The sequence below is a fragment of the Weizmannia sp. FSL W8-1119 genome, from assembly GCF_038008605.1.
GTDB lineage: Bacteria > Bacillota > Bacilli > Bacillales > Bacillaceae_C > Weizmannia > Weizmannia coagulans.
Window position 1 is genome coordinate 524,902 of record NZ_JBBOZL010000001.1, and the last position, 19,688, is coordinate 544,589.

The window sequence follows — 19,688 nt, forward strand, 5'->3', positions numbered from 1 at the left end:
TTCCGAAAAAAGCAGCGGGAAACCACTGTAAAAAGGGTCCCGCCGCTTTTTTCTATTTTTTGTGTAAAGGAACGAACGCTTGCATTTACAAGCCGGAAATCGGCCGGGTAATCGTCCTGCCTGGTTGCAGCGTTTCTGTCCGGCCGCCGATATGGATGTCCAGCACATCTCCTTCCAGCAATGCCACTTTGAACGCATGGCACGTGACTTCCACCTGGAGCCTGCGGTTTTGGTAGGTGAGACGGAATAAATAGCGGTCCCATTGTTCCGGAATGGCCGGGTTTAAGAAAAGCCCATTTTCTTTGATCCGGACGCCGCCGAATCCGTACACGATGGACAGCCATGTCCCACCCATATTGGCCATATGCAGGCCGTCTTTTGTGTTGCCGTGCGTGTTATCAAGATCAAGACGGGCTGTTTCGATAAAATAATGATACGCTTTTTTCGTTTCGCCGAGCCTGGACGCCATGATGCTGAAGATGCAAGTGGACAGCGATGAATCGTGTGTTGTGACTTTTTCATAATAATGATATGAGTTTCGGATCGTTTCCGGATCTGCCTCTTCTTCCAGCAAAAAATGCGCGAGCACCGTGTCCGCCTGTTTGCATACCTGGTACCGGTAAATCGTGAGCGGATGGTAATGCAAAAGGAGCGGGTAATGGTCTTTCGGCGTATGTTCAAAATCCCAGACCGCTTTATCGAGAAAGCTGTCATCCTGTTTGTGGATGCCGCGTTTTTCATCATAAGGGAGATACATGGCATCCGCTGCTTTCAGCCAGCTTGCCGCTTCTTTGTCCGTTAAACCGAGCCGCGCAGCAAATGCCGCAAAATAGGCTGCATCTGTTGTTTTCAGCCAGTGGTAAAATTTGTGGGCTGATTTTAAATTGTATTTTGCCATTACATTTGTATAGTAATTGTTGTTGACGATGGCTGTGTACTCATCCGGCCCGGTCACATCTTCAATCGCAAATTTGCCGTCTTTTTCCCGGTAATGGCCAACCTCAAGCCAAAGCCGCGCCGTTTCCACGAGAATTTCGACGCCGTATTGCTTCATAAAGTCCTGATCTTGCGTGGCATACCAGTACTGCATATAACTGTAAGCAATGTCCGCGCTAATATGATACTGCGCTGTGCCGGCAGGGAAATACGGGGAGCATTCCGGGCCGGAAATCGTCCGCCACGGAAATAGCGCGCCTTTTTGATGGCCCATTTCTCTTGCCCTTGCCCGTGCATGGCCAAGGATATGGTAACGGTACAGCAGCAAATGCCGCGCGAGTTCCGGATGCGTCAACAGAAACACCGGGAAAATATAAATTTCCGTGTCCCAAAAATAATGCCCTTCATAACCTTCCCCGGACAGCCCTTTTGCCGCAATATTGCTGGCGGTGTCTTTTCCGACAGACTGCAGGAGCTGGTACAGATTGAAACGGATCCCTTCCTGCAGTTTCGGATCGCCGTCAATTTCAATGTCCGCTGTTTGCCAGTAAGTGGCTAAATATTGCTCCTGCTCCCGTATGAGTGCGGAAAAATCTTTCCCTTGCATGCTTTTCAGGATGTCCGCCGCCTTTTCTGCGATATGGTCCCCGTGACGGAGGGTGTCCGTATAGATCGCAAATTTTGTAAGGGACACCGGCTCGCCGGGTTTGAAATCGATGATGGCGTGCACTTTTTGTTCGTCTTGTTCATAATGACATTCGCAAGAGGCGGAAACGGCGTGGGTTGTGGCACAAGCCATTTCAAGCCCGGAAGCAAATGTGCGGGCAAGCAGTACAATCGTGCCGCTCTCCGCCGCTGCTTTTGTCACAGCCAGCCTTTTTGCATGGGCAGATCCGGTCCGCGGGTCGTTTTTATCGACATAATTTTGCACATCACCGTTGACAGTGGAAATCACCCGCACCGGCCCGGAAAAGTTCACCGGCTCCATTTTCACTTGAATCGCAAACAGTTCCCGCCATGTAAAAGAAACCAACCGTGAAAAAGTGAGCTTGATTTCTTTTCCGGAAGGCGATTTCCAATGGATGACGCGTTCGGAAAACCCGCGTTTCATGTGCAAAGTTTGGGAAAAACCGAGAACTTCCCCTTCAAAAAGAGAAAAGCGTTCTTTTTCTTCTCCAAGAAAAATTTCGATGGTCTGCGCATCGATCACATTCAGCATTTTCTGCCCGGTTTCCGGGAATCCGTACGCTTTTTCCCCGTACTGGATTTCTGTATTGTCATAAAAAGCATTCAAATAAGTGCCGCGGATAGAAGGGATTTCTTCCGGGTAGCCTTCTTCAAAGTTTCCGCGCACGCCAAGATAGCCGTTCCCGAGTGCAAATAAGCTTTCATTGACCAGCAACATTTGTTTGTCCAATTCGTGTTTCGTGATTTCCCATGTCATACGCTGTTCCTCCAAAAATTCCAAATTCGAAGAGGGCATGGTGCCAAGCGCCCTTTTTTTCTTATGTCCCGGACCGAAAAACCCTTTCCCCGTATCGGATTGCCTGCCGGGCCTGTAAGTTAAACAACGGCAGCTTGACAGGGATCTGGAAAATGCCGCGCGGTTGCGATACCGGGGGAGAACGCTCCGCTAGCGGAAATTTTTATTCTTTCACCCCGCCTGTTGTAAGGCCGGAGACGATTTGTTTCTGGAACAGAAGGACGATGATCAGGGTCGGGACCGTGACGACTGTGGTAGCGGCAGCGACCTGTCCCCAAAGTATTTCGAACTGGGTGCGGAGGAAAGAAATCGCGACCGGCACAGTATGGTAATTAGCGTCCGAGTTTAAGGTAATCGTCAGCAAAAATTCGTTCCACGCAGCAATGAATGTAATAATCGCAGTTGTAAAGACACCCGGCGCGGCAAGCGGGAAGACGATCCGGAACAGCGTCTGAACCGGCGTCGCACCGTCAATTTTTGCCGATTCTTCAAGCGCGAGCGGAATCTGGTTGAAATGCGTCACTAGGATCCATACCGCAGTCGGCAGGGTGATCGTCGAATACGGCAGGACAATCGCATACGAGTTCGTTAAATGCAAATGCAGGAACAAGTTATAAATCGGCCCGGTGACAATCATTTGCGGGAACATCGAAACCGCCAGAATCAGCCCGAGCAACAAGTTTTTCCCTTTAAAATCAAAACGCGAAATGGCGTAAGCCGTAAACGTGGCAATTAAAATAATGTAAACCGTTGTCGTTGTCGCAACGATAAAACTGTTTTTCACCGATGTCAGGATTCCCTTTTGGAAAATCTGCGTGTAATTTTCCCATGTCGGATGATGGGCAAAGACCCGAAAAGCCCCGTCCCCAAAAATTTCCCCGGAAGGTTTAAAGGAGGTGATAAAAATCCAGAAAAACGGAAATATCATCCCAAATAAAAATACGACAATCAGGGCGATGATGAGCACATTCCATTTGCGATTCGTTTTCATGGTCATCCCTCCTTAGTTTTTATCCATCAGATTGGCACCGAGCACTTTAATGTAAATGGTTGCGATGATGGCAACGCAAATAAACATGATGATCACAATGACGGAGCCGTAGCCGAAGTTGGTTTGCCCGAACATCGTTTTGTAACCGTAGACAGACATGGTTTCTGTTGCCCCGCCCGGACCGCCGCCTGTCAGGACGTAAATCAGGTCGAAAACGCGAAAAGCGTCAAGTGTCCTGAACAGCAGTGCGACCAAAATGGAAGATTTGAGCATTGGCAGCGTAATTTTGAAAAACTGCTGGATTTTTGTTGCGCCGTCAATGGATGCGGCTTCATACAACCCTTTGGAAATGTTTTGCAGGCCGGCAAGCAGCAAAAGGGCCATATAAGGCGTTGTTTTCCAAACGTCGGCTAAGATCGTGGATACCATCGCGCCGGACCCCGTTAAAAGCAGAATGCGCGAATCGCTGATCAGCCCGATAGACTGGAAAAAGTGTGCGACAACGCCGCTTGTGCCGTCATACAAATAACTCCACATGAGCGCGGCAACCGCGGTCGGAATCGCCCACGGGATCAGCGAAGTTGTCCTTACAATGCCTTGCCCTTTGAACGCTTTGTTCATAATCATGGCGAGGCCGAGGCCGAGGACAAACTCAAGGAAAACCGAAACGACGGTAAAGAGCACGGTATTCCATAAGGCATGCCCGAGCCGTTTATCATGCAATGCTTCTTTATAAGACTTGAAGCCGGTGAAGTTGGAAGGTACAAAGCTACTTTTGAAATCTTTGACAATTTTCGATAAATTTTTTCCGTTCGGCGTATCGTATTTGGCATTGATTTCCTTTACCAGTTTAGATGAGTCGGTATAAAGGCCCATCAGCTTTTTCTGGTCAGCTTTGCTGATTTTTTGGACGCCTTTTCTGCCTTTATACTGTTTAGCTACATCCGCAACGTGATGGACCAGTTTGTCGGCTTTTTGCCGGTCGGCCGGGTCGGTGATTTTTTCCCGGTCTTCTGTCAGAAATAGCCTGACATACGTTTGCGTTTCATCAAATAAGCTGAAATTATAGCGCGGGCTCATGTACAGCCCCGATTTTTGCTGGTTATTCAGCTGGTAATCAAAAAAGGTATACCGGAGTGACTGAAAAATCGGCCACAGCGAGAATACGCCGATAATCAGCAGGGTTGGAAGGATAAATAAAAAAGCCTGCAAGCGGTTCTTCTTCATGATGCTGGCACCTCTTTTCGCCGTAATGTTTCTTCCCGTACGGAGGATGCACAGTTTATGCAGCGCCCCCTCATATCTTTTTAAAAAAGGCTCTATTGAATAGAGCCTTTCGCCGATATCAAACCATTATGAAAAGCAGGCGCCCGGGGACGGAAAGGGAGTAAAACGCGCCCCCGGACGGTTGCTTATTCGCCTGCTGCGTCCTGGATCGTTTTGGCTGCGTCATCCAGATTTTGGCCTGTGCTTAAATATTTGTGGGCCGCAATTTGGATCGTGTCGGATACTTTGCTGTACTTCGCGGATACCGGGCGGGCAATCGTCGTTTTCAACGCTTTTTGGAAGCCCGGCATGGTCAGCATTTTGTTTTGTTTTTGGACATCTGGATCATCCAGCAAATCATTATATCCCGGCAGGTAACCGCCTTTTGTGGACATAATCTTCTGCCCTTTTTTGCCGGCTACGAATTTTACAAACTCCCATGCGCCTTCCACATGTTTTGAGTTTTTGTTGATGCCGAGAAGCCAGCCGCCGACAGCGCCGCCGTTTGGAAGCGGGGCAATGCCGACATTTTTGATGTCTACTTTTACGCCTTCTCCGCCTGTTTTAATGGTGCCGTACTGGTACGGCCAGTTCCGCGCGAAGACTGATTTTCCTTGTGCAAAGCTGTCCAGCGTTTGTTGTTCCATATAGTTTAGCAAATCTTTCGGCGCCCATGATGCTTTTGTAAAATTGTACATCGTCTCAAGGCCGCCTTTGATATCTTTATAATGATTCGTGAATTCTGTCACGTTGACAGTTAAGCCTTCATATTGTTTGGATTGATAAACAAAACCGTTTGTCGTTCCGCCTTTGCCGGCATATTTTGCAGCCATATTTCCGAGTTCTTTATAGGTGTAGTCCCCGCTTTCGAGTTTCGCAGCATCTTCCTTGCTGACAATATCGGAACGGTAATACAGAATGCCGAGGTCCGGGAAGAATGGAAGTGTATATTGTTTCCCTTCATAGTTTCCGGAAGCCATCGAACCGGCATTGAACTGGTCTTTCGTCAAATTGGCATCCATCATTTTCTTGTCAATCGGGACAAGGTAACCGGCACCGGCAAATTCTCCGCCCCATACAACGTCCATGGACATAATGTCATACTCACTTGATCCGCTGGAGAGCGAAGTCAGCAATTGGTCATGCATTTGTGCCGAGTCATTCGTCATTTGCACCCATTTCACCTGGTATTTTTTCGATTGTTTGTTAAAAGCTGCAATGACTGCTTTTGTCGCAGGTGTGCTGTCATTTTGTGCCGCAAATTTTAACACAATCTTTTTCGAGGAACTGCCGTTTTTACTTGATTTCGAGCTTGAATTGCTGCCGCAGCCGGCCAGCACGCCCACAACAAGCGTAAGCGCTGCCAAAATAACGCCCGCTTTTTTCCACATCCTAAAGCCCCCTTTAGTTTTGATGATTACACTTGAATATTACCATGTATGCGCATACAATGATATTGAAATCTTTAGATCTATAATAAAATTTTTAGATTGAGGGGCGGCTCCGATGAAACAGTCTGTCATCAGCAAATCCATTATAGAACGCTACCTTTCGTACCGCGTTGAACACCAGCGCGAGTATTTTCTGCATCCGCCTTATATGATGGAAAAGCAGTTGTTGAATGCTGTAAAAGAAGGAAGAGTGGAAGCAGCCGAATCCGTTTTGAAAAACATCAATACGCTGGAGCGGGCAAAACTTGCGGAAGAACCGGTCCGCTCGCTCCGTAATTCTCTCATCTGCATTTGCACGCTGTTCACGAGGGCGGCGATCGAAGCGGGCGTGCCGCCGGAAACCGCTTTTAACATCAGCGATGCGCATATTTTGGAGATTGAAAGGATGGAGACGCAGGAAAAGCTGTTTGAGTTGGAGTACAGCATGCTGCGCAATTTTACGGAAACCGTCCGGCAGGCAAGGAAACAGGAACATCGCTACAGCCATGCGATTCATATGGCTGTGGCATATATTCATGAAAATATTTTACAGGTGGTCACGCTCGAATCGCTGGCAAAACATGTTTACCTGAATCCGAGCTACTTGTCCCACTTGTTTAAAAAAGAGACCGGCGTCTCGGTGACGGATTATATAAATAAAAAGCGGATTGAAGAGTCGATTTATTTTTTGCTCCATACGAATATACCCATTTCTGAAATTGCGCTTCTGTTCCATTTTTGCAACCAAAGCTACTATACTTCGCTTTTTAAAAAATATATGGGGCTCACCCCAAAAGAATTCCGAAAGCAAAACCAGTACTAGTTTTGCTGGCATGTATCCGTTTTTTAACGGTCGGCCGGCGCTTCCTTGTGATTTTCCAATGTTTAACAAAACAACAGCACCGTTTCACGTCCGGATTTCCATCAAGTTCCTTTCCTTAGCCACCGTCTGCACACTCGAACAAAACCGTATATCGCCCATGCTGCGGGTCTTCCCTTTTTGCCACAGGCGTTGGCGGAGCGGGGATTTGTAATTGCCGGCGGTGCACAGAACGTATATACTAAACATGGAAACATTTCAACATGCTAAGGAGAAAACTGTTTTGAAAAAGGCATTTGGCAATATTGATTTGACCGTGATTACAGAAGAACAATTTTTGGGCGAATTTGAGAGCCGGGTACACGAAGGAATTAAAACCAATGTGTTTTTTTTAAATGCGCACTGTTACAATATCGCCCAAACCGACCGCGACTACTACCGGATTATCAATGAAGCCGACTACCTGCTCAACGACGGGGTCGGGATTGAAATCGGCGCAAAACTGTTTGATATTCCGCTTGCCGGCAATTTAAACGGTACCGACTTGACGCCGAAAATATTAAAGCGCTGTGAAAAAAACGGCTTCTCCGTATTTGTGCTCGGCGCTACCGAAACGAATTTGAAAAGTGCAATCCAACATTTCCGCAGGGACTATCCCGGTTTGAAAATTGCCGGCGCCCATCACGGTTATTTTCAATCAAACCATGAGATTGTAGAGGCGATTAACCGCTCGCATGCCGATGTGCTGATCGTCGGAATGGGCGTGCCGCTCCAGGAAAAATTCATTGCCGGCTTCGATCGGGAACTTTTCTGCACGGCACGGCTCGGTGTCGGCGCTTTTATTGATTTTGCATCCGGAAACGTACCGCGTGCCCCGTATCTGTTCCGGAAATTGCGGATCGAGTGGCTGTTCCGGCTGTTGCGCGAACCGAAACGGCTGTGGAAGCGGAATGTCGGCAGCCTCATCTTTTTATGCCGGATTTTGCTATATAAATGGAAACATTCTTAGCTTCCTTTTTCCGGCGCGGAAAAAGGAACGGGGCGTGCAGGGCGGGAATTCAGACACGTGCCCAAAAAAAGAAGGGAATGCCCGGCACTTGCCGAACGATAAAAGATGTGCCAATTTTTGTTTTACAAAAGGGAAAAGCGGGTAGGATAATGTAATCATTTGTAAAAGAAAGGTGAGAAAGATGGAAATTGATATCAAACCCGCTGCACTCTCCCAATTTAAACAAATTGAATTTCAAGAAGGCGAAGGCATCCGGATTGAGGCGGTCTTTGTCGGGAGCTGTACAATTGCCGCTGAACATTCTTTGAAAATTGACCATAAACGGGAAGATGACGATTTGTTTAATGTTTATGGCATTCCGCTCCTTGTATCGAAGGCAAGCCAAAAACAGCTCGGTGAGAAAGTCATCATCGATTACAATCCGAATAAAGGGTACAAACTTTCTTCAGATCAGGAAGTTTACCAATACAATCTTGACTTGACAAGAGCCGAGTAAAAAGAGGTGCTTTGCATTGAAAGAAACTTTTCGTGCGTTGGTCATGGAAAATGCATCACAGCCGGCACGCTCCGTACAGGAATGGGATACGGGCCGGCTGCCGGACGCGGAAGTCACCGTAAAAGTTGCCTATTCAAGTGTCAATTACAAAGATGCGCTTGTTGGCGTGAGAGGGGACTTTGTCAAATCTTATCCGTTTATACCGGGGATTGATTTGGCAGGGACGGTGCTTGCGTCCGCTGACAGCCGCTTTAAAGAAGGCGATGAAGTGATCGTCACAAGTTACAAGCTGGGCACCGGGCATTTCGGCGGATTCAGTGAAATGGCGCGCGTGCCGGCTGCCTGGGTGGTACCGCTTCCGAAAGGGCTGACATTAAGAGAATCCATGATTTTAGGGACAGCCGGCTTTACGGCAGCGCTGTCCGTGCAAAAACTGGAAGACCACGGGCTCAAACCGGGACAAGGGCCGGTGCTTGTTGCCGGAGCAAGCGGCGGTGTCGGCAGTGTTGCTGTCGATATTTTGGCAAAAAGGGGTTATGAGGTCACAGCTTCAACCGGGAAAAAAGAGGCACACGCTTATTTGAAACGGCTCGGTGCGGCCCGCATCCTTGACAGGGAAGCCGTTACGGACCATGAAGACCGGCCGATCCGCAAAACGGAATGGGCAGCGGCTGTCGATCCCGTCGGCGGGAAAACGACACAATACATCATCAGCTCCCTGCAGTACGGCGGGGCGGTGGCAACGAGCGGCCTCACCGGCGGAAGGGAAGTCAAAACAACCGTAACCCCGTTTCTCGGGCGGGCCGTCAGCTGGATCGGGATTGATTCTGTTTTTTGCCCGATGGATCTCCGCGTGAAAGTTTGGGAAAAACTTGCCGGCGAATTCAAACCGGAACATTTGACGAGTGAAATTGTCCGGGAAATCAGCCTTGAGCAAGTCCCGGCCGCACTTTCGGATATTTTGGAAGGCAAGCTCCAGGGCCGGACAATTGTAAAAATGTAACAAAAAAGGATGCGTGGCACTCGCGCATCCTTTTTAACAACCGCAAAAAGCGCTGGTTGAATGGATAAGGGCACCGGCTGGCGTCTTGAGGCCATTCCGCCATTCCATCCAGGGTTCACCTTTCCTTCGAATGTACCTCCATTACCAGCTGGCATGCTTGCGAGTCCGGGTTTTAACTTTCCGCCGGCTCTACATGCACAATGACCTCATATACTTCACAATCGCGAATCAATGAATTCTCCACTTTTGTTGAAATGTCATGGGCATGGCGCAAATCAAGAGACGGTTCAACGCCGATGACAAGATCAATGACTGTATTATTTCCGTACTGCCGCGCTTTAATGTCTTTCACGCTTTGGACGCCGGCTACGCTTAATACTTTCGCTTTATAATTTTCCAGCTCCGACTCATCAAATCCGTCCGTTAAAAGATGGGAAGTATCGCGGAAAATTTCCCAGGCGGTTTTGCAAATCAATAAGCCGACAACAATCGCAGCCGCCGGGTCAAGCCACGGAAGATGGAACTGCGAACCGATGATGCCGATGCTCGCGCCGATACTCACCCAGGCATCGGACAAATTATCCATCGCGCTTGCCCGCACCGCCTGGCTGTTGATGCGTTTTGATAACCGTTTATTGTACAAATAGACAAAAAACATGACAACAGCACAAAGTAACCCGGTCCATGCCGCTGCCATATCCGGGGATTCGGATTTTCCATGCACAATCGAGAGAATGGCATCATAGAGCACCTGGATGCCGACCGCCACCATAATGAGAGAAGCAACCATGGAGGCGACGTTTTCCGCTTTCCAGTGCCCGTAAGGATGATCGCGGTCCGCCGGTTTCCGGGAGAGGCGGAGCCCGATCAGGACGGCGATCGAAGACAGGATGTCCGTAATATTGTTCAGCCCGTCTGCCTTCAGGGCGTTTGAATCCGTATAGAAGGCAATCACTAGTTTCAGCACCGACAGGCTTAAATAGGCCGCCATGCTGATCATAATGCCGTACTCGCCTAATTTTAAATTTTGGTATTTTTCTTCATTCATTGCTTTCACTTCCATTTGGTTTCCTTCTCTATCATAACAATGAAGTGCAGGGTGGGTCTACAGCAACGTTTTTTCCGGCCGCTATAAAAGTTAGATGCGGGAAAATCCGCCTTCTCATGCATTAAGGTCTGGGATTTCAACAAATTTATGCTAATATGGAAATAGAAAATTTTTTACAGGAGGCCAACATGAGCACTGATTGGAAAACTTCTTATGAAAAATGGAACCGCTTTGCAGGGCTGGATGCCGCATTAAAAGCAGAACTATCCGGCGTAAGCGGGGATGAAAAAAATCTGGAAGACCGCTTTTATAAAAACCTTGAGTTCGGAACGGGCGGTATGCGCGGGGAACTGGGCGCCGGCACGAACCGCATGAATATTTATACAGTCCGGAAAGCATCAGAAGGGCTGGCAAACTTCATTCTCGACCAGGGGGAAGAAGCTATAAACCGTGGGGTCGCGATCGCCTACGATTCAAGGCGCAAATCGCCGGAGTTTGCCCTTGAAACCGCAAAAACGCTCGGCAAGCACGGGATCAAAGCCTATTTATTTGATTCCCTCCATCCGACGCCGCTTTTGTCATTTGCGGTCCGGTACTTGAACGCTTATGCCGGCGTTGTCATTACAGCGAGCCATAACCCGAAAGAATACAACGGCTACAAAGTTTACGGGCCGGATGGCGGGCAAATGCCGCCAAAAGAAGCGGACGAACTGACAGGCTATGTGAACCGTGTCGAAAATGAACTGCTTGTCGAAGTCGGCGAAGAAAAGGATCTGATCGAAAAAGGCTTGCTCGTTTATATCGGCGAAAATGTAGACAAAGCTTACCAGGACCAGCTCATCAAACTCCGCCAAAACAAGGAAGTGATCAGCTCGGTTGCAGATTCTTTCAAAATCGTCTACACGCCGTTGCACGGGACAGGCAATCTCCCGGTCCGCCGCGGCCTTGAAAATTTCGGTTTTCAAAACGTCACCGTTGTAAAAGAACAGGAGCTGCCGGATTCCGAGTTCTCAACAGTAAAATCGCCAAATCCGGAAGAACATGCCGCTTTTGAACTTGCCATCCGCTACGGCGAAGAAATCGGCGCGGACATTTTGCTTGGCACGGATCCGGACACTGACCGCCTCGGCGTTGCCGTAAAAAACCATGAAGGAAAATACGAGGTTTTAACCGGCAACCAGACAGGCGCATTACTGCTCCATTATCTTTTAACACAAAAACAAAAGCAAGGGACTCTGCCGGAAAACGGTATTGTCATCAAAACGATTGTAACGTCTGAAATCGGCCGCGATATTGCCCGGTCTTTCGGCATCCCGACCATCGACACTTTGACCGGTTTTAAATTCATCGGTGAAAAAATCAAAGAGTTTGAAAAAACCGGTGCCCATACTTTCTTATTTGGGTATGAAGAAAGCTACGGTTATTTAATCGGCGATTTTGTGCGCGATAAAGATGCGGTGCAGTCGGCAGTCCTTGCTGCGGAGGTGGCCGCTTACTATAAGTCGATGGGAAAAACATTGTATGAAGGCCTGCTCGACATTTTCGAACAGTACGGCTACTATAAGGAATCCTTAACATCGCTCACTTTGAAAGGAAAAGAAGGATCGGAAAAAATCGCCGGCATCCTTGCCAACTTCCGTGCCCATCCGTTAACAGAAGTGGCGGGCATCCCGGTATCCGCCCGCGAGGATTATCAATCACAACTGCGGACCAACGCGAAAACGGGAGAAACGTCAAAAATTGAACTGCCAAAGTCCAATGTGCTGAAATTTTTCCTTGAAGACGGTTCATGGTTCTGCATGCGCCCGTCCGGAACAGAACCGAAAGTGAAGTTCTACTTTGGTGTGAAAGCGGACAGTCTCGCGGAGAGCGAACAACGGAACAAACGCCTAAGCGATGAAGTGATGAATCTCGTAAACCGTATGCTTTAATTGTATTCATAGGGTGCCCCGGGCGGATTGACGTCCGGGGCGTTTTTTCGCCGTGCGGCAGATTGATGCAGAACACCATAATCGGCTCCCTCACAACAAAGGACAAGGCTCATTTTCAGCGCCCCGGGCATCTCTCAGGAACCGCCTGTATTGGTGCCGCCCTGCCATGTACGCCGGATCTTCTTTCCCGCTTCTATGCAGGTTCAGTACGATTTTCCCTTTCTGCAAAAACAGGCATCATTTGCAGAAATTTTGCGAAAAAATGAGCCTGATTTTTCTTTACTTAAAAAATAAGGCATGGTATATTCTGGGCAGATGCACATTTTCGGCCGGGACGTATCTGTTTGATTCAACAGAGTCCGGCCAACCGGTCCGGTTTGCGGACTGTCACCAATTTTTCGAAAAAGGTAACCGGCACAGCAGAGCCATATGCGAAAATCACGGTGAAAGCCGGCAAAACAACGATCGGAACCGGCAAGGCCGGTAAAAACGGGGAATTTGCGGCCAAGATACAACCGCAATGCATCGGCAGAAAACTGTATGTCTATGCAACCGATGCAGCGCGCCATACAGGAAAGGCCGCAGCCACAACCGTAAAACCGCCGGCACCGTCCGCACAGGGCGTTAAAGCAGGCGCAACGAAAGTGACCGGAACTGCACTTAGCGGGTCCAAAGTCTATGTCAAAACCGGAAAAACGGCAATCGGCCATGCTGTTGCCGGAAAAAATGGCAGGTTCACCGTGAAAATCAAAAAGCAAAAGGCAGGCGCAAAATTGTCGTTGTATGCTGTTAAAAACGGCATTTGGAGCGACGCTAAAACGATTACGGTACAAAAATAGGAGAGCGGATCACCCCATTCAAAACGATATCCTTTTCAAAAGGAGCATAACGTTTCAGGGCCAAAAAGGCCGGGAGCCGTCCCGGTTTTTTTGCTTATGATAAAGGGCAAATGCCATGCTTTTTTCTTCCGCGGAAACGGCTGAAAAGGGCGGCTTTTTTTGTTGTCCGTTGGAAGAAAAACGCCCAAAAAGGATGCAACATTTTTCTTACTCATGTAAAATGGAAAGAGCGAATAGGAGGCTTTGCCATTGCTCATGAAGAAAAAACAAAGCGCGTTGGTGCTTGCAGGTCTCTGCATCCTGTTTATGGCTGCCATGTTTCTTTTCTCCAGCCAGCCCTATAAGGAACAGGATATGCGGCCGGAACTGGAAAAGCTGGTACACCTCGATGCAAACACATTGCCGAAAATCGAATTTTATTACGGGGGTGCGCTTGTCACGTCAACGCTGCCGTATGATTTTATTGAATTCTGGATCCGGAAATCCTGCCATGTGGCGGAATATGCCGTCTGTACTTTGCTGATCCTTCTAACTTTGCGCACGGTTTTGGTTCCTGTCCGTTTTGCAGTCCCGGCCGGCTTTCTGGCAAGTTTTTTCTATGCCAATTTCGACGAATGGCATCAAAGTTTTGTCAGCGGCAGAACAGGGCATTTTATAGATGTCATCACTTTTGACAGCTTCGGAATCTTGATTGGCGTCTGTCTGTTTTTATGGTTTACGCGAAGGAAAAAATCCCGATAATGCTTAACGAACGGCATTTGTTTCTTTATAATAATCGTATTGAATATACAACAGGGAGTTCTAATCTATGAGCATATCTGTCAGATTTAAAAACGTTTCGAAAAAGTATAAAATGTACCGGAGCAATTCGGAAAAAATTCTCGACATCATTTTGCCGGGCGGTTATGGCGATGATTTTTACGCCCTGCAGAACATATCTTTTGAGGCGAGCAACGGGGATGTCATCGGCGTGATCGGCGTTAACGGCGCCGGCAAATCAACCTTGTCCAATCTGATTACCGGCATTATTCCGCCCACAACCGGAACGATTGAATTAAACGGCGAAACATCGCTGATTGCCATTAACTCCGGCTTAAACAATGAATTGTCAGGCCTTGAAAATATTGAACTGAAATGCCTGATGCTTGGGTTCACAAAAAAGCAGATTAAGGAGCTAACCCCGCAAATTATTGAATTTGCGGATATCGGGCAGTTCATTGACCAGCCTGTTAAAAAATATTCAAGCGGGATGAAGTCACGGCTCGGATTTGCCATCTCGGTCAACGTTGACCCTGATATTCTTGTCATTGACGAGGCGTTATCGGTCGGCGACCAGACATTTGCCGATAAATGTTTTGAGAAGATGAATGAATTCAAGGATGCGGGCAAAACGATCTTTTTCATCAGCCACTCGATGGGCCAGGTAAAGAAATTTTGCGAGAAAGCGATGTGGCTGGAAGCAGGGGAAATTAAGCAATACGGCGCGATCGATGATGTCCTGCCAAATTACGAAAAGTTCCTGAAAGAATTCAAATCATGGCCAAAAGACAAACAGAAAAACTTCAAACAGATGATTCTCGAAAAACGGAGCAAAGAAAGAAAAGAAAAAGTGGCAGAATAAGGGCTGCTGCCCGGGATGCAAAAGCATCCCGGGCAGCAGCTTTCCTGCTTACCAGGCTTTTTGCTGGAAAACCGGGAGTGGCGGCTGAAGAACAATTCCAGCCAGGCAAAATGTTTTTCGTAAAAAAGATATCAAGAATTGACAGCGCTTACTTTAAAGCGGTATAGTGAAAATGTGCACATACTCACAATGGGAGGGAATCATAATGGCCAGCTTAGAAAATAAAATTGCAATTGTCACAGGCGGCGCTTCCGGGATCGGGCTTGCAACCGCAAAAGCTTTTACGGAAAAAGGGGCGAAAGTGGTGATTTCCGATTACAACGAAGAAAGCGGCAAAACGGTTGAAAAAGAACTCAAAGAAAAAGGGGCGGATGTTTGCTTTATTCGCGCCGATGCATCTGATGAACAGTCCGTCGCCGGCCTTGCGACAAGGCCATCGTATTCCTCAGTGAAAATGAATTTGTAACCGGCATTGCCCTGCTCGTGGACGGCGGTTATACAGCGCAATAAGTGCGGCATAACCAGCGCCAAAAGGCATCCATCCGGTCCGGGTTGATACCGGTTGATGCGTTCAAGCCATAAACCGGCCCTCGGGAAGAATCGCCGATTTGGCCGTATTTGCAAATGCGTCTGTCCAGACAAGCCATAAAAAAACCTGCATCCGCTAAAAGGATGCAGGTTTTTTTGGTTAAAAGTGCATAACCCAGATGGTTCCGTAAACAACGACGATCGCAATGATGATGCTGTAGATCATATTGCTGACATTGATCTTTCCGTTTTCGCCTTCTTTGACGTGCATGAACATAAATAATTGCACGCCAGCCTGGAGGAAGGCAAACAATCCGATTGTCCAGATGATCGCCGTTTTAGAAAGGTTGGTATACAAAGCAACATACAGTGCCACAAGGGTCAATACGATTGAAAGCAGAAAACCGATGACATGGCCGATCGGATATTTTGAATGATGCTCCATTATTTCATCAACCCTCCTAAATAAACGAAAGTGAAGATAAAGATCCAGACAACATCAAGGAAGTGCCAGTAAATACTTACAACGAAAAATTTGCGTGCCGTCATCGGCGTTAAACCGCGGCGGATCAGTTGTATAATAATCGATATTCCCCATAAAATCCCGAGGGAAACGTGGCATCCGTGCGTTCCGAGCAATAAATAGAATGCGGAAAGGAATGCGCTTGTCTGCAGTGTTGCCCCATCATGAACGTACGTGACAAATTCATTGATTTCAAAGCCGACGAAAGTTAAACCGAGAAGAAGGGTAACGATAAACCAGCCGAGCATCGCGCCTTTATTCCGGTTTCGCATATTGAAGACGGCAATTCCGCATGTAAAACTGCTTGTCAAAAGGACAAAGGTTTCAATCAGGACACCTTTGAGCTCAAAGATGTCCTGCTGAGCAGGCCCGCCTGCTGTTTGGTGCTGGAGTGTAAAATACGTTGCAAACAGCGTTGCAAACAAAGTGATTTCAGCCGCCAGGAAAACCCAGAAACCGAAAATGGTTAAACGGTCCTGATTGCGCTGGTATTCGAGGGGCAATGATGTATCCAAATGTTCGTCGCTCATCGTTTTACACCTCCTGCTCTTGTATTTTCTGTGCGAATGATTTCTTCTACACTGATATAGTGCCCTTTATCCGGGTCAAACGATCTCCACGCAAGGCAGCCGAGCATCATCAAACCGCCGAGAATGGCGAGCCACCACCAGGACCAGACAAGGCCGAAACCTGCAAGGCCCATCGATACAGCGGAGAAAAATGGCATTGCCGAGTTATTTGGCATATGGATCGGTTTGTACTCTTCATCCCGGTAAATCGGTGTGCCGTTTTCTTTGTATTCTGCGAACGCATCAAGTGTAGAGACAACCGGCTGTTTCGCAAAGTTATATTCCGGAACCGGTGTAGGGGTTGCCCAATCTAATGTGCGGCCATCCCAAGGATCACCGGTCGTGTCGCGAACGCCATGTTTAATACTGTAAACAATGTTCCAAGCCAGGACGAGGAACCCAATCCCCATGATATAGGCACCTACTGTAGAGGCAAAGTTCCAACCTGTCCAGCCAAGCCCTGCTTCATAAGTGTACATCCGGCGCGCCATCCCGTCGAGGCCGACAAAGAATTGCGGCAGGAAGCAAAGGTTAAAGCCGACCATCCACAACCAGAACGTAATTTTGCCCAGTTTTTCATTCAGCATATAGCCGAACATTTTCGGATACCAGTAGTGGAGCCCTGCGAAACATGCATAGGCGACTGCCGGAATCAATGTATAGTGGAAGTGGGCAATCAGGAAATATGAATTGTGATATTGATAGTCTGCCGCTGCCATGGAAAGCATAACACCCGTAACCCCGCCGATCAAAAATGTCGGGATAAAGGCAAGCGACCAAAGCATAGGCGTTGTTGTTCTAATTTTCCCTTTATGCAATGTAAAGATTTCGTTAAATAATTTGACACCCGTTGGTATCGCGATAATCATCGTTGAGATCGAGAAGAACGAGTTTACGACTGCTGTGTTCCCCATTGTAAAGAAGTGGTGAACCCATGTGAAATAACTGAAGAATGCGATACCAGCCATCGCAACGACCATGGAGGCATATCCAAACAATCGTTTACCCGAGAATGTAGCGATAATGTCCGCGTAAATCCCAAGAGATGGCAGCAACACAATGTACACTTCCGGGTGGCCCCAGATCCAGAACAAGTTTGCCCATAACATCGGGCTGCCGCCTGAACCCATGGTAAAGAAGTGTGCGCCGAAAGTACGGTCAAACGTTACTTCTGCCAAAGCCACTGTCAAAACAGGGAAAGCAAAAAGCACGATGATAAAAGTAATCAAAGTAGACCATACGAACATCGGCATTTTCATTAATGTCATGCCCGGCGCCCTCATTTTCAGAATCGTGACAATGAAGTTCACGGCTGTTGCCAGTGTCCCGATCCCGGAAAGCTGCAGGCCCATTGCATAATAGTTGTTTCCGACACCTTTTGTAAATTCCGTGCCTGCAAGCGGGAAGTAGTTCGTCCAGCCGGCAGTAGGGGAACCCCCGATAATAAATGAAATATTAAAGAGGCACATCCCTGCAACCATTGCCCAGAAGCTGAATGCGTTCAAAAGCGGGAAGGCAACATCGCGCGCCCCGATTTGGAGTGGAACAGCAACGTTAATCAGGCCGAACAAAAACGGCATCGCCATAAATAAGATCATGACAACCCCGTGGGTCGTAAAGATCCCGTCATAATGGTTGGCATCAAGCAGATGCTGGTTCGGCAGTGCAAGCTGTGTTCTCATCATTAAAGCATCGACACCGCCGCGGAATAACATTAATACCGCAACGATAATGTACATAATCCCGATTTTTTTATGGTCAACGGTTGTCAGCCATTCTTTCCATAACCATTTCCATTTCTTGAAATAGGTTAGAGAAAAGATCACAGCGGCCGCGCCAAGTGCCATGCCAACTTCGGCGGCATATATGGCCGGTTCACCGGTGACGAAAAAATCACTAAGTTTCACACTGTTTTCCTCCTATTCCAATGATTATTTTCCGCCCATATCCATCCCGGACATATCGTGGTGATGGTGGTGATTTTGTTTCTCACCTTTTTCCGATTCTTCATAATAGCTTTTTTGTTCATCCGGTTTATCCCATTTTAGATGGGTCCCGGTGTAAGTCTGTCTTCCTACGAGGCCTTCTTTTTTAATCAGTTTTTCATAATCCGATTTTTTCATTTGAGGCGCTCTGCTTTTGACTTCCTTCACCCACGCATTAAAATCTTTCGGCGTTTGGGCCAACACATCGAAGTCCATCTTTGCAAAGCCTTCCCCGTTGAAGTTTGCGTTTCTTCCTGTATATTCGCCAGGGTGGTCAGCAGCCAGAATCAGCCTCATCGTCATGTTCGGCATCGTATATTTCTGTCCGCCAAGTTCAGGGATCCAGAAAGATGCCATCGTACCGGATGATGTCAATTCGAAATTGATTGGCCGCCCAGCCGGGATGTTTACATAGTTAACGGTTTCAATGCCCTGTTCCGGATAACTGAAAATCCATTTCCATTCCGATGACGTGACATAAATCGTTAAAGGTTTTTCGCCTTTCATGGATTTTGGCGTTTCTTCAACCGAATAGTTTGCTTTAACGGTTGGAATGGCAATGGCGATAATAATCAGCACCGGGATAATGGTCCACACCGTTTCCAGCACTTTATGGCCGTGGATTTGCGGCGGTTTATAATCAGCCGGCAGACGCGACGCCCTGTATTTGATCACCATATAAAGATACAACCCAAGGACAACGACGAATACAAAGGCCATCAAGATGGATGAGTAAACAATCAAATGATATTGTTCCCGCGCCATTGGACCTTGTGGGTCGAGCACTGCAATTTTGGTGTCACATCCGCCGAGCAAAAAGAGCGATGTGAGGGACAAAAGCAGCACCAATTTCCAAGGTAGTTTCCTCAACACATTTTTTCTCTCCTTCCGGTTTGGTAAAATAGTGTACAAATAAAAGCAAATGAAAAAAAGGTGGTACTTTTATTTTTTCACCTTTATTATGGTGCTAACCTATTTTACAATAAAAAAATATAGATGTATTGTCTTTTACCCTTATTCCGCCATGTTTCATAAAAATTTCATAAAAAGTTCATATATTTTTCATAGATTTGTCAAATACTGGCATTATCCAGAAATAATTTACAACTTTGTGAAGGAATACGGTATTTAATATTTTGGAAAAGATTTCAAAACCATTCTGGGAGGAAAAGTGTTTTTAACGTATAATGTTAAGGGAAACAGAAAGGGG

Annotated in this window: 17 protein-coding genes and 1 pseudogene; 9 read left to right on the forward strand and 9 right to left on the reverse strand. The window is 47.4% G+C overall.

The genetic code is table 11. The features are described 5' to 3' along the window. Nucleotides 1-85: 85 nt before the first annotated feature. The 4 genes from NSQ19_RS02480 to NSQ19_RS02495 form a co-directional block, all read right to left on the reverse strand. On the reverse strand, nt 86-2,380 hold the full coding sequence (locus NSQ19_RS02480) for a glycoside hydrolase family 65 protein (protein ID WP_340702311.1): 2,295 nt from the start codon (nt 2,378-2,380) through the stop codon (nt 86-88). A 202-nt stretch (nt 2,381-2,582) separates the two neighbouring features. After that, the gene (locus tag NSQ19_RS02485; RefSeq protein ID WP_014096047.1) at nt 2,583-3,410 is read right to left on the reverse strand and encodes a carbohydrate ABC transporter permease; all 828 of its coding nucleotides are present in this window, start codon (nt 3,408-3,410) and stop codon (nt 2,583-2,585) included. Between the two features lie 12 nt (nt 3,411-3,422). Then, the gene (locus NSQ19_RS02490) at nt 3,423-4,637 is read right to left on the reverse strand and encodes a carbohydrate ABC transporter permease (protein ID WP_118498083.1); all 1,215 of its coding nucleotides are present in this window, start codon (nt 4,635-4,637) and stop codon (nt 3,423-3,425) included. A 185-nt stretch (nt 4,638-4,822) separates the two neighbouring features. Then, nucleotides 4,823-6,067, reverse strand: a complete 1,245-nt coding sequence (locus tag NSQ19_RS02495; protein WP_118498084.1) for an extracellular solute-binding protein — start codon at nt 6,065-6,067, stop codon at nt 4,823-4,825. A 115-nt stretch (nt 6,068-6,182) separates the two neighbouring features. On the opposite strand from NSQ19_RS02495, the gene NSQ19_RS02500 reads away from it, so the two are divergent. The 4 genes from NSQ19_RS02500 to NSQ19_RS02515 all read left to right on the forward strand — a co-directional run bounded on the left by NSQ19_RS02500 (nt 6,183) and on the right by NSQ19_RS02515 (nt 9,434). Beyond that, the gene (locus NSQ19_RS02500) at nt 6,183-6,929 is read left to right on the forward strand and encodes an AraC family transcriptional regulator (protein ID WP_340702312.1); all 747 of its coding nucleotides are present in this window, start codon (nt 6,183-6,185) and stop codon (nt 6,927-6,929) included. A gap of 280 nt (nt 6,930-7,209) precedes the next feature. Then, nucleotides 7,210-7,935, forward strand: a complete 726-nt coding sequence (locus NSQ19_RS02505) for a WecB/TagA/CpsF family glycosyltransferase (RefSeq protein WP_118498086.1) — start codon at nt 7,210-7,212, stop codon at nt 7,933-7,935. Between the two features lie 181 nt (nt 7,936-8,116). Further along, entirely contained in the window at nt 8,117-8,431 is a 315-nt protein-coding gene (locus NSQ19_RS02510; RefSeq protein ID WP_014096042.1) for an iron-sulfur cluster biosynthesis family protein, read from the forward strand. A gap of 16 nt (nt 8,432-8,447) precedes the next feature. Continuing rightward, entirely contained in the window at nt 8,448-9,434 is a 987-nt protein-coding gene (locus tag NSQ19_RS02515) for an acrylyl-CoA reductase family protein (protein ID WP_340702313.1), read from the forward strand. Nucleotides 9,435-9,606: 172 nt separating this feature from the next. On the opposite strand, the gene NSQ19_RS02520 is transcribed toward NSQ19_RS02515, so the two are convergent. Beyond that, the gene (locus NSQ19_RS02520) at nt 9,607-10,482 is read right to left on the reverse strand and encodes a cation diffusion facilitator family transporter (RefSeq protein ID WP_029141967.1); all 876 of its coding nucleotides are present in this window, start codon (nt 10,480-10,482) and stop codon (nt 9,607-9,609) included. 188 nt (nt 10,483-10,670) lie between these two features. Here NSQ19_RS02520 and NSQ19_RS02525 point away from each other — a divergent pair, with 188 nt between their 5' ends. The 5 genes and pseudogenes from NSQ19_RS02525 to NSQ19_RS02545 form a co-directional block, all read left to right on the forward strand. Further along, complete coding sequence (locus tag NSQ19_RS02525; protein WP_340702314.1) at nt 10,671-12,413, forward strand: phospho-sugar mutase; 1,743 nt, start codon at nt 10,671-10,673, stop codon at nt 12,411-12,413. Nucleotides 12,414-12,757: 344 nt separating this feature from the next. Further along, complete coding sequence (locus NSQ19_RS02530; RefSeq protein ID WP_328194243.1) at nt 12,758-13,252, forward strand: Ig-like domain-containing protein; 495 nt, start codon at nt 12,758-12,760, stop codon at nt 13,250-13,252. A gap of 255 nt (nt 13,253-13,507) precedes the next feature. After that, nucleotides 13,508-13,993, forward strand: a complete 486-nt coding sequence (locus NSQ19_RS02535; RefSeq protein ID WP_061566515.1) for a VanZ family protein — start codon at nt 13,508-13,510, stop codon at nt 13,991-13,993. A gap of 67 nt (nt 13,994-14,060) precedes the next feature. After that, on the forward strand, nt 14,061-14,873 hold the full coding sequence (tagH, locus tag NSQ19_RS02540) for a teichoic acids export ABC transporter ATP-binding subunit TagH (protein ID WP_017552234.1): 813 nt from the start codon (nt 14,061-14,063) through the stop codon (nt 14,871-14,873). Between the two features lie 205 nt (nt 14,874-15,078). Next, nucleotides 15,079-15,297: pseudogene (locus NSQ19_RS02545) on the forward strand (SDR family NAD(P)-dependent oxidoreductase); the annotation flags it as partial. Nucleotides 15,298-15,561: 264 nt separating this feature from the next. Here the strand turns inward: NSQ19_RS02545 and qoxD are convergent. The 4 genes from qoxD to qoxA are packed head-to-tail and all read right to left on the reverse strand — an operon-like array spanning nt 15,562 to nt 19,351. Further along, nucleotides 15,562-15,846 (reverse strand): cytochrome aa3 quinol oxidase subunit IV, encoded by a 285-nt coding sequence (gene qoxD / locus NSQ19_RS02550; RefSeq protein ID WP_029141973.1) that lies wholly within the window; start codon nt 15,844-15,846, stop codon nt 15,562-15,564. Then, nucleotides 15,846-16,454 (reverse strand): cytochrome aa3 quinol oxidase subunit III, encoded by a 609-nt coding sequence (qoxC, locus tag NSQ19_RS02555; RefSeq protein WP_029141974.1) that lies wholly within the window; start codon nt 16,452-16,454, stop codon nt 15,846-15,848. Before qoxC ends, qoxD begins: the two co-directional genes overlap by 1 nt. Further along, entirely contained in the window at nt 16,451-18,400 is a 1,950-nt protein-coding gene (gene qoxB / locus NSQ19_RS02560; RefSeq protein WP_035189426.1) for a cytochrome aa3 quinol oxidase subunit I, read from the reverse strand. The genes qoxC and qoxB overlap by 4 nt, the downstream gene beginning before the upstream one ends. A gap of 24 nt (nt 18,401-18,424) precedes the next feature. After that, the gene (gene qoxA / locus NSQ19_RS02565) at nt 18,425-19,351 is read right to left on the reverse strand and encodes a cytochrome aa3 quinol oxidase subunit II (RefSeq protein WP_019722179.1); all 927 of its coding nucleotides are present in this window, start codon (nt 19,349-19,351) and stop codon (nt 18,425-18,427) included. Between the last annotated feature and the right edge of the window lie 337 nt (nt 19,352-19,688).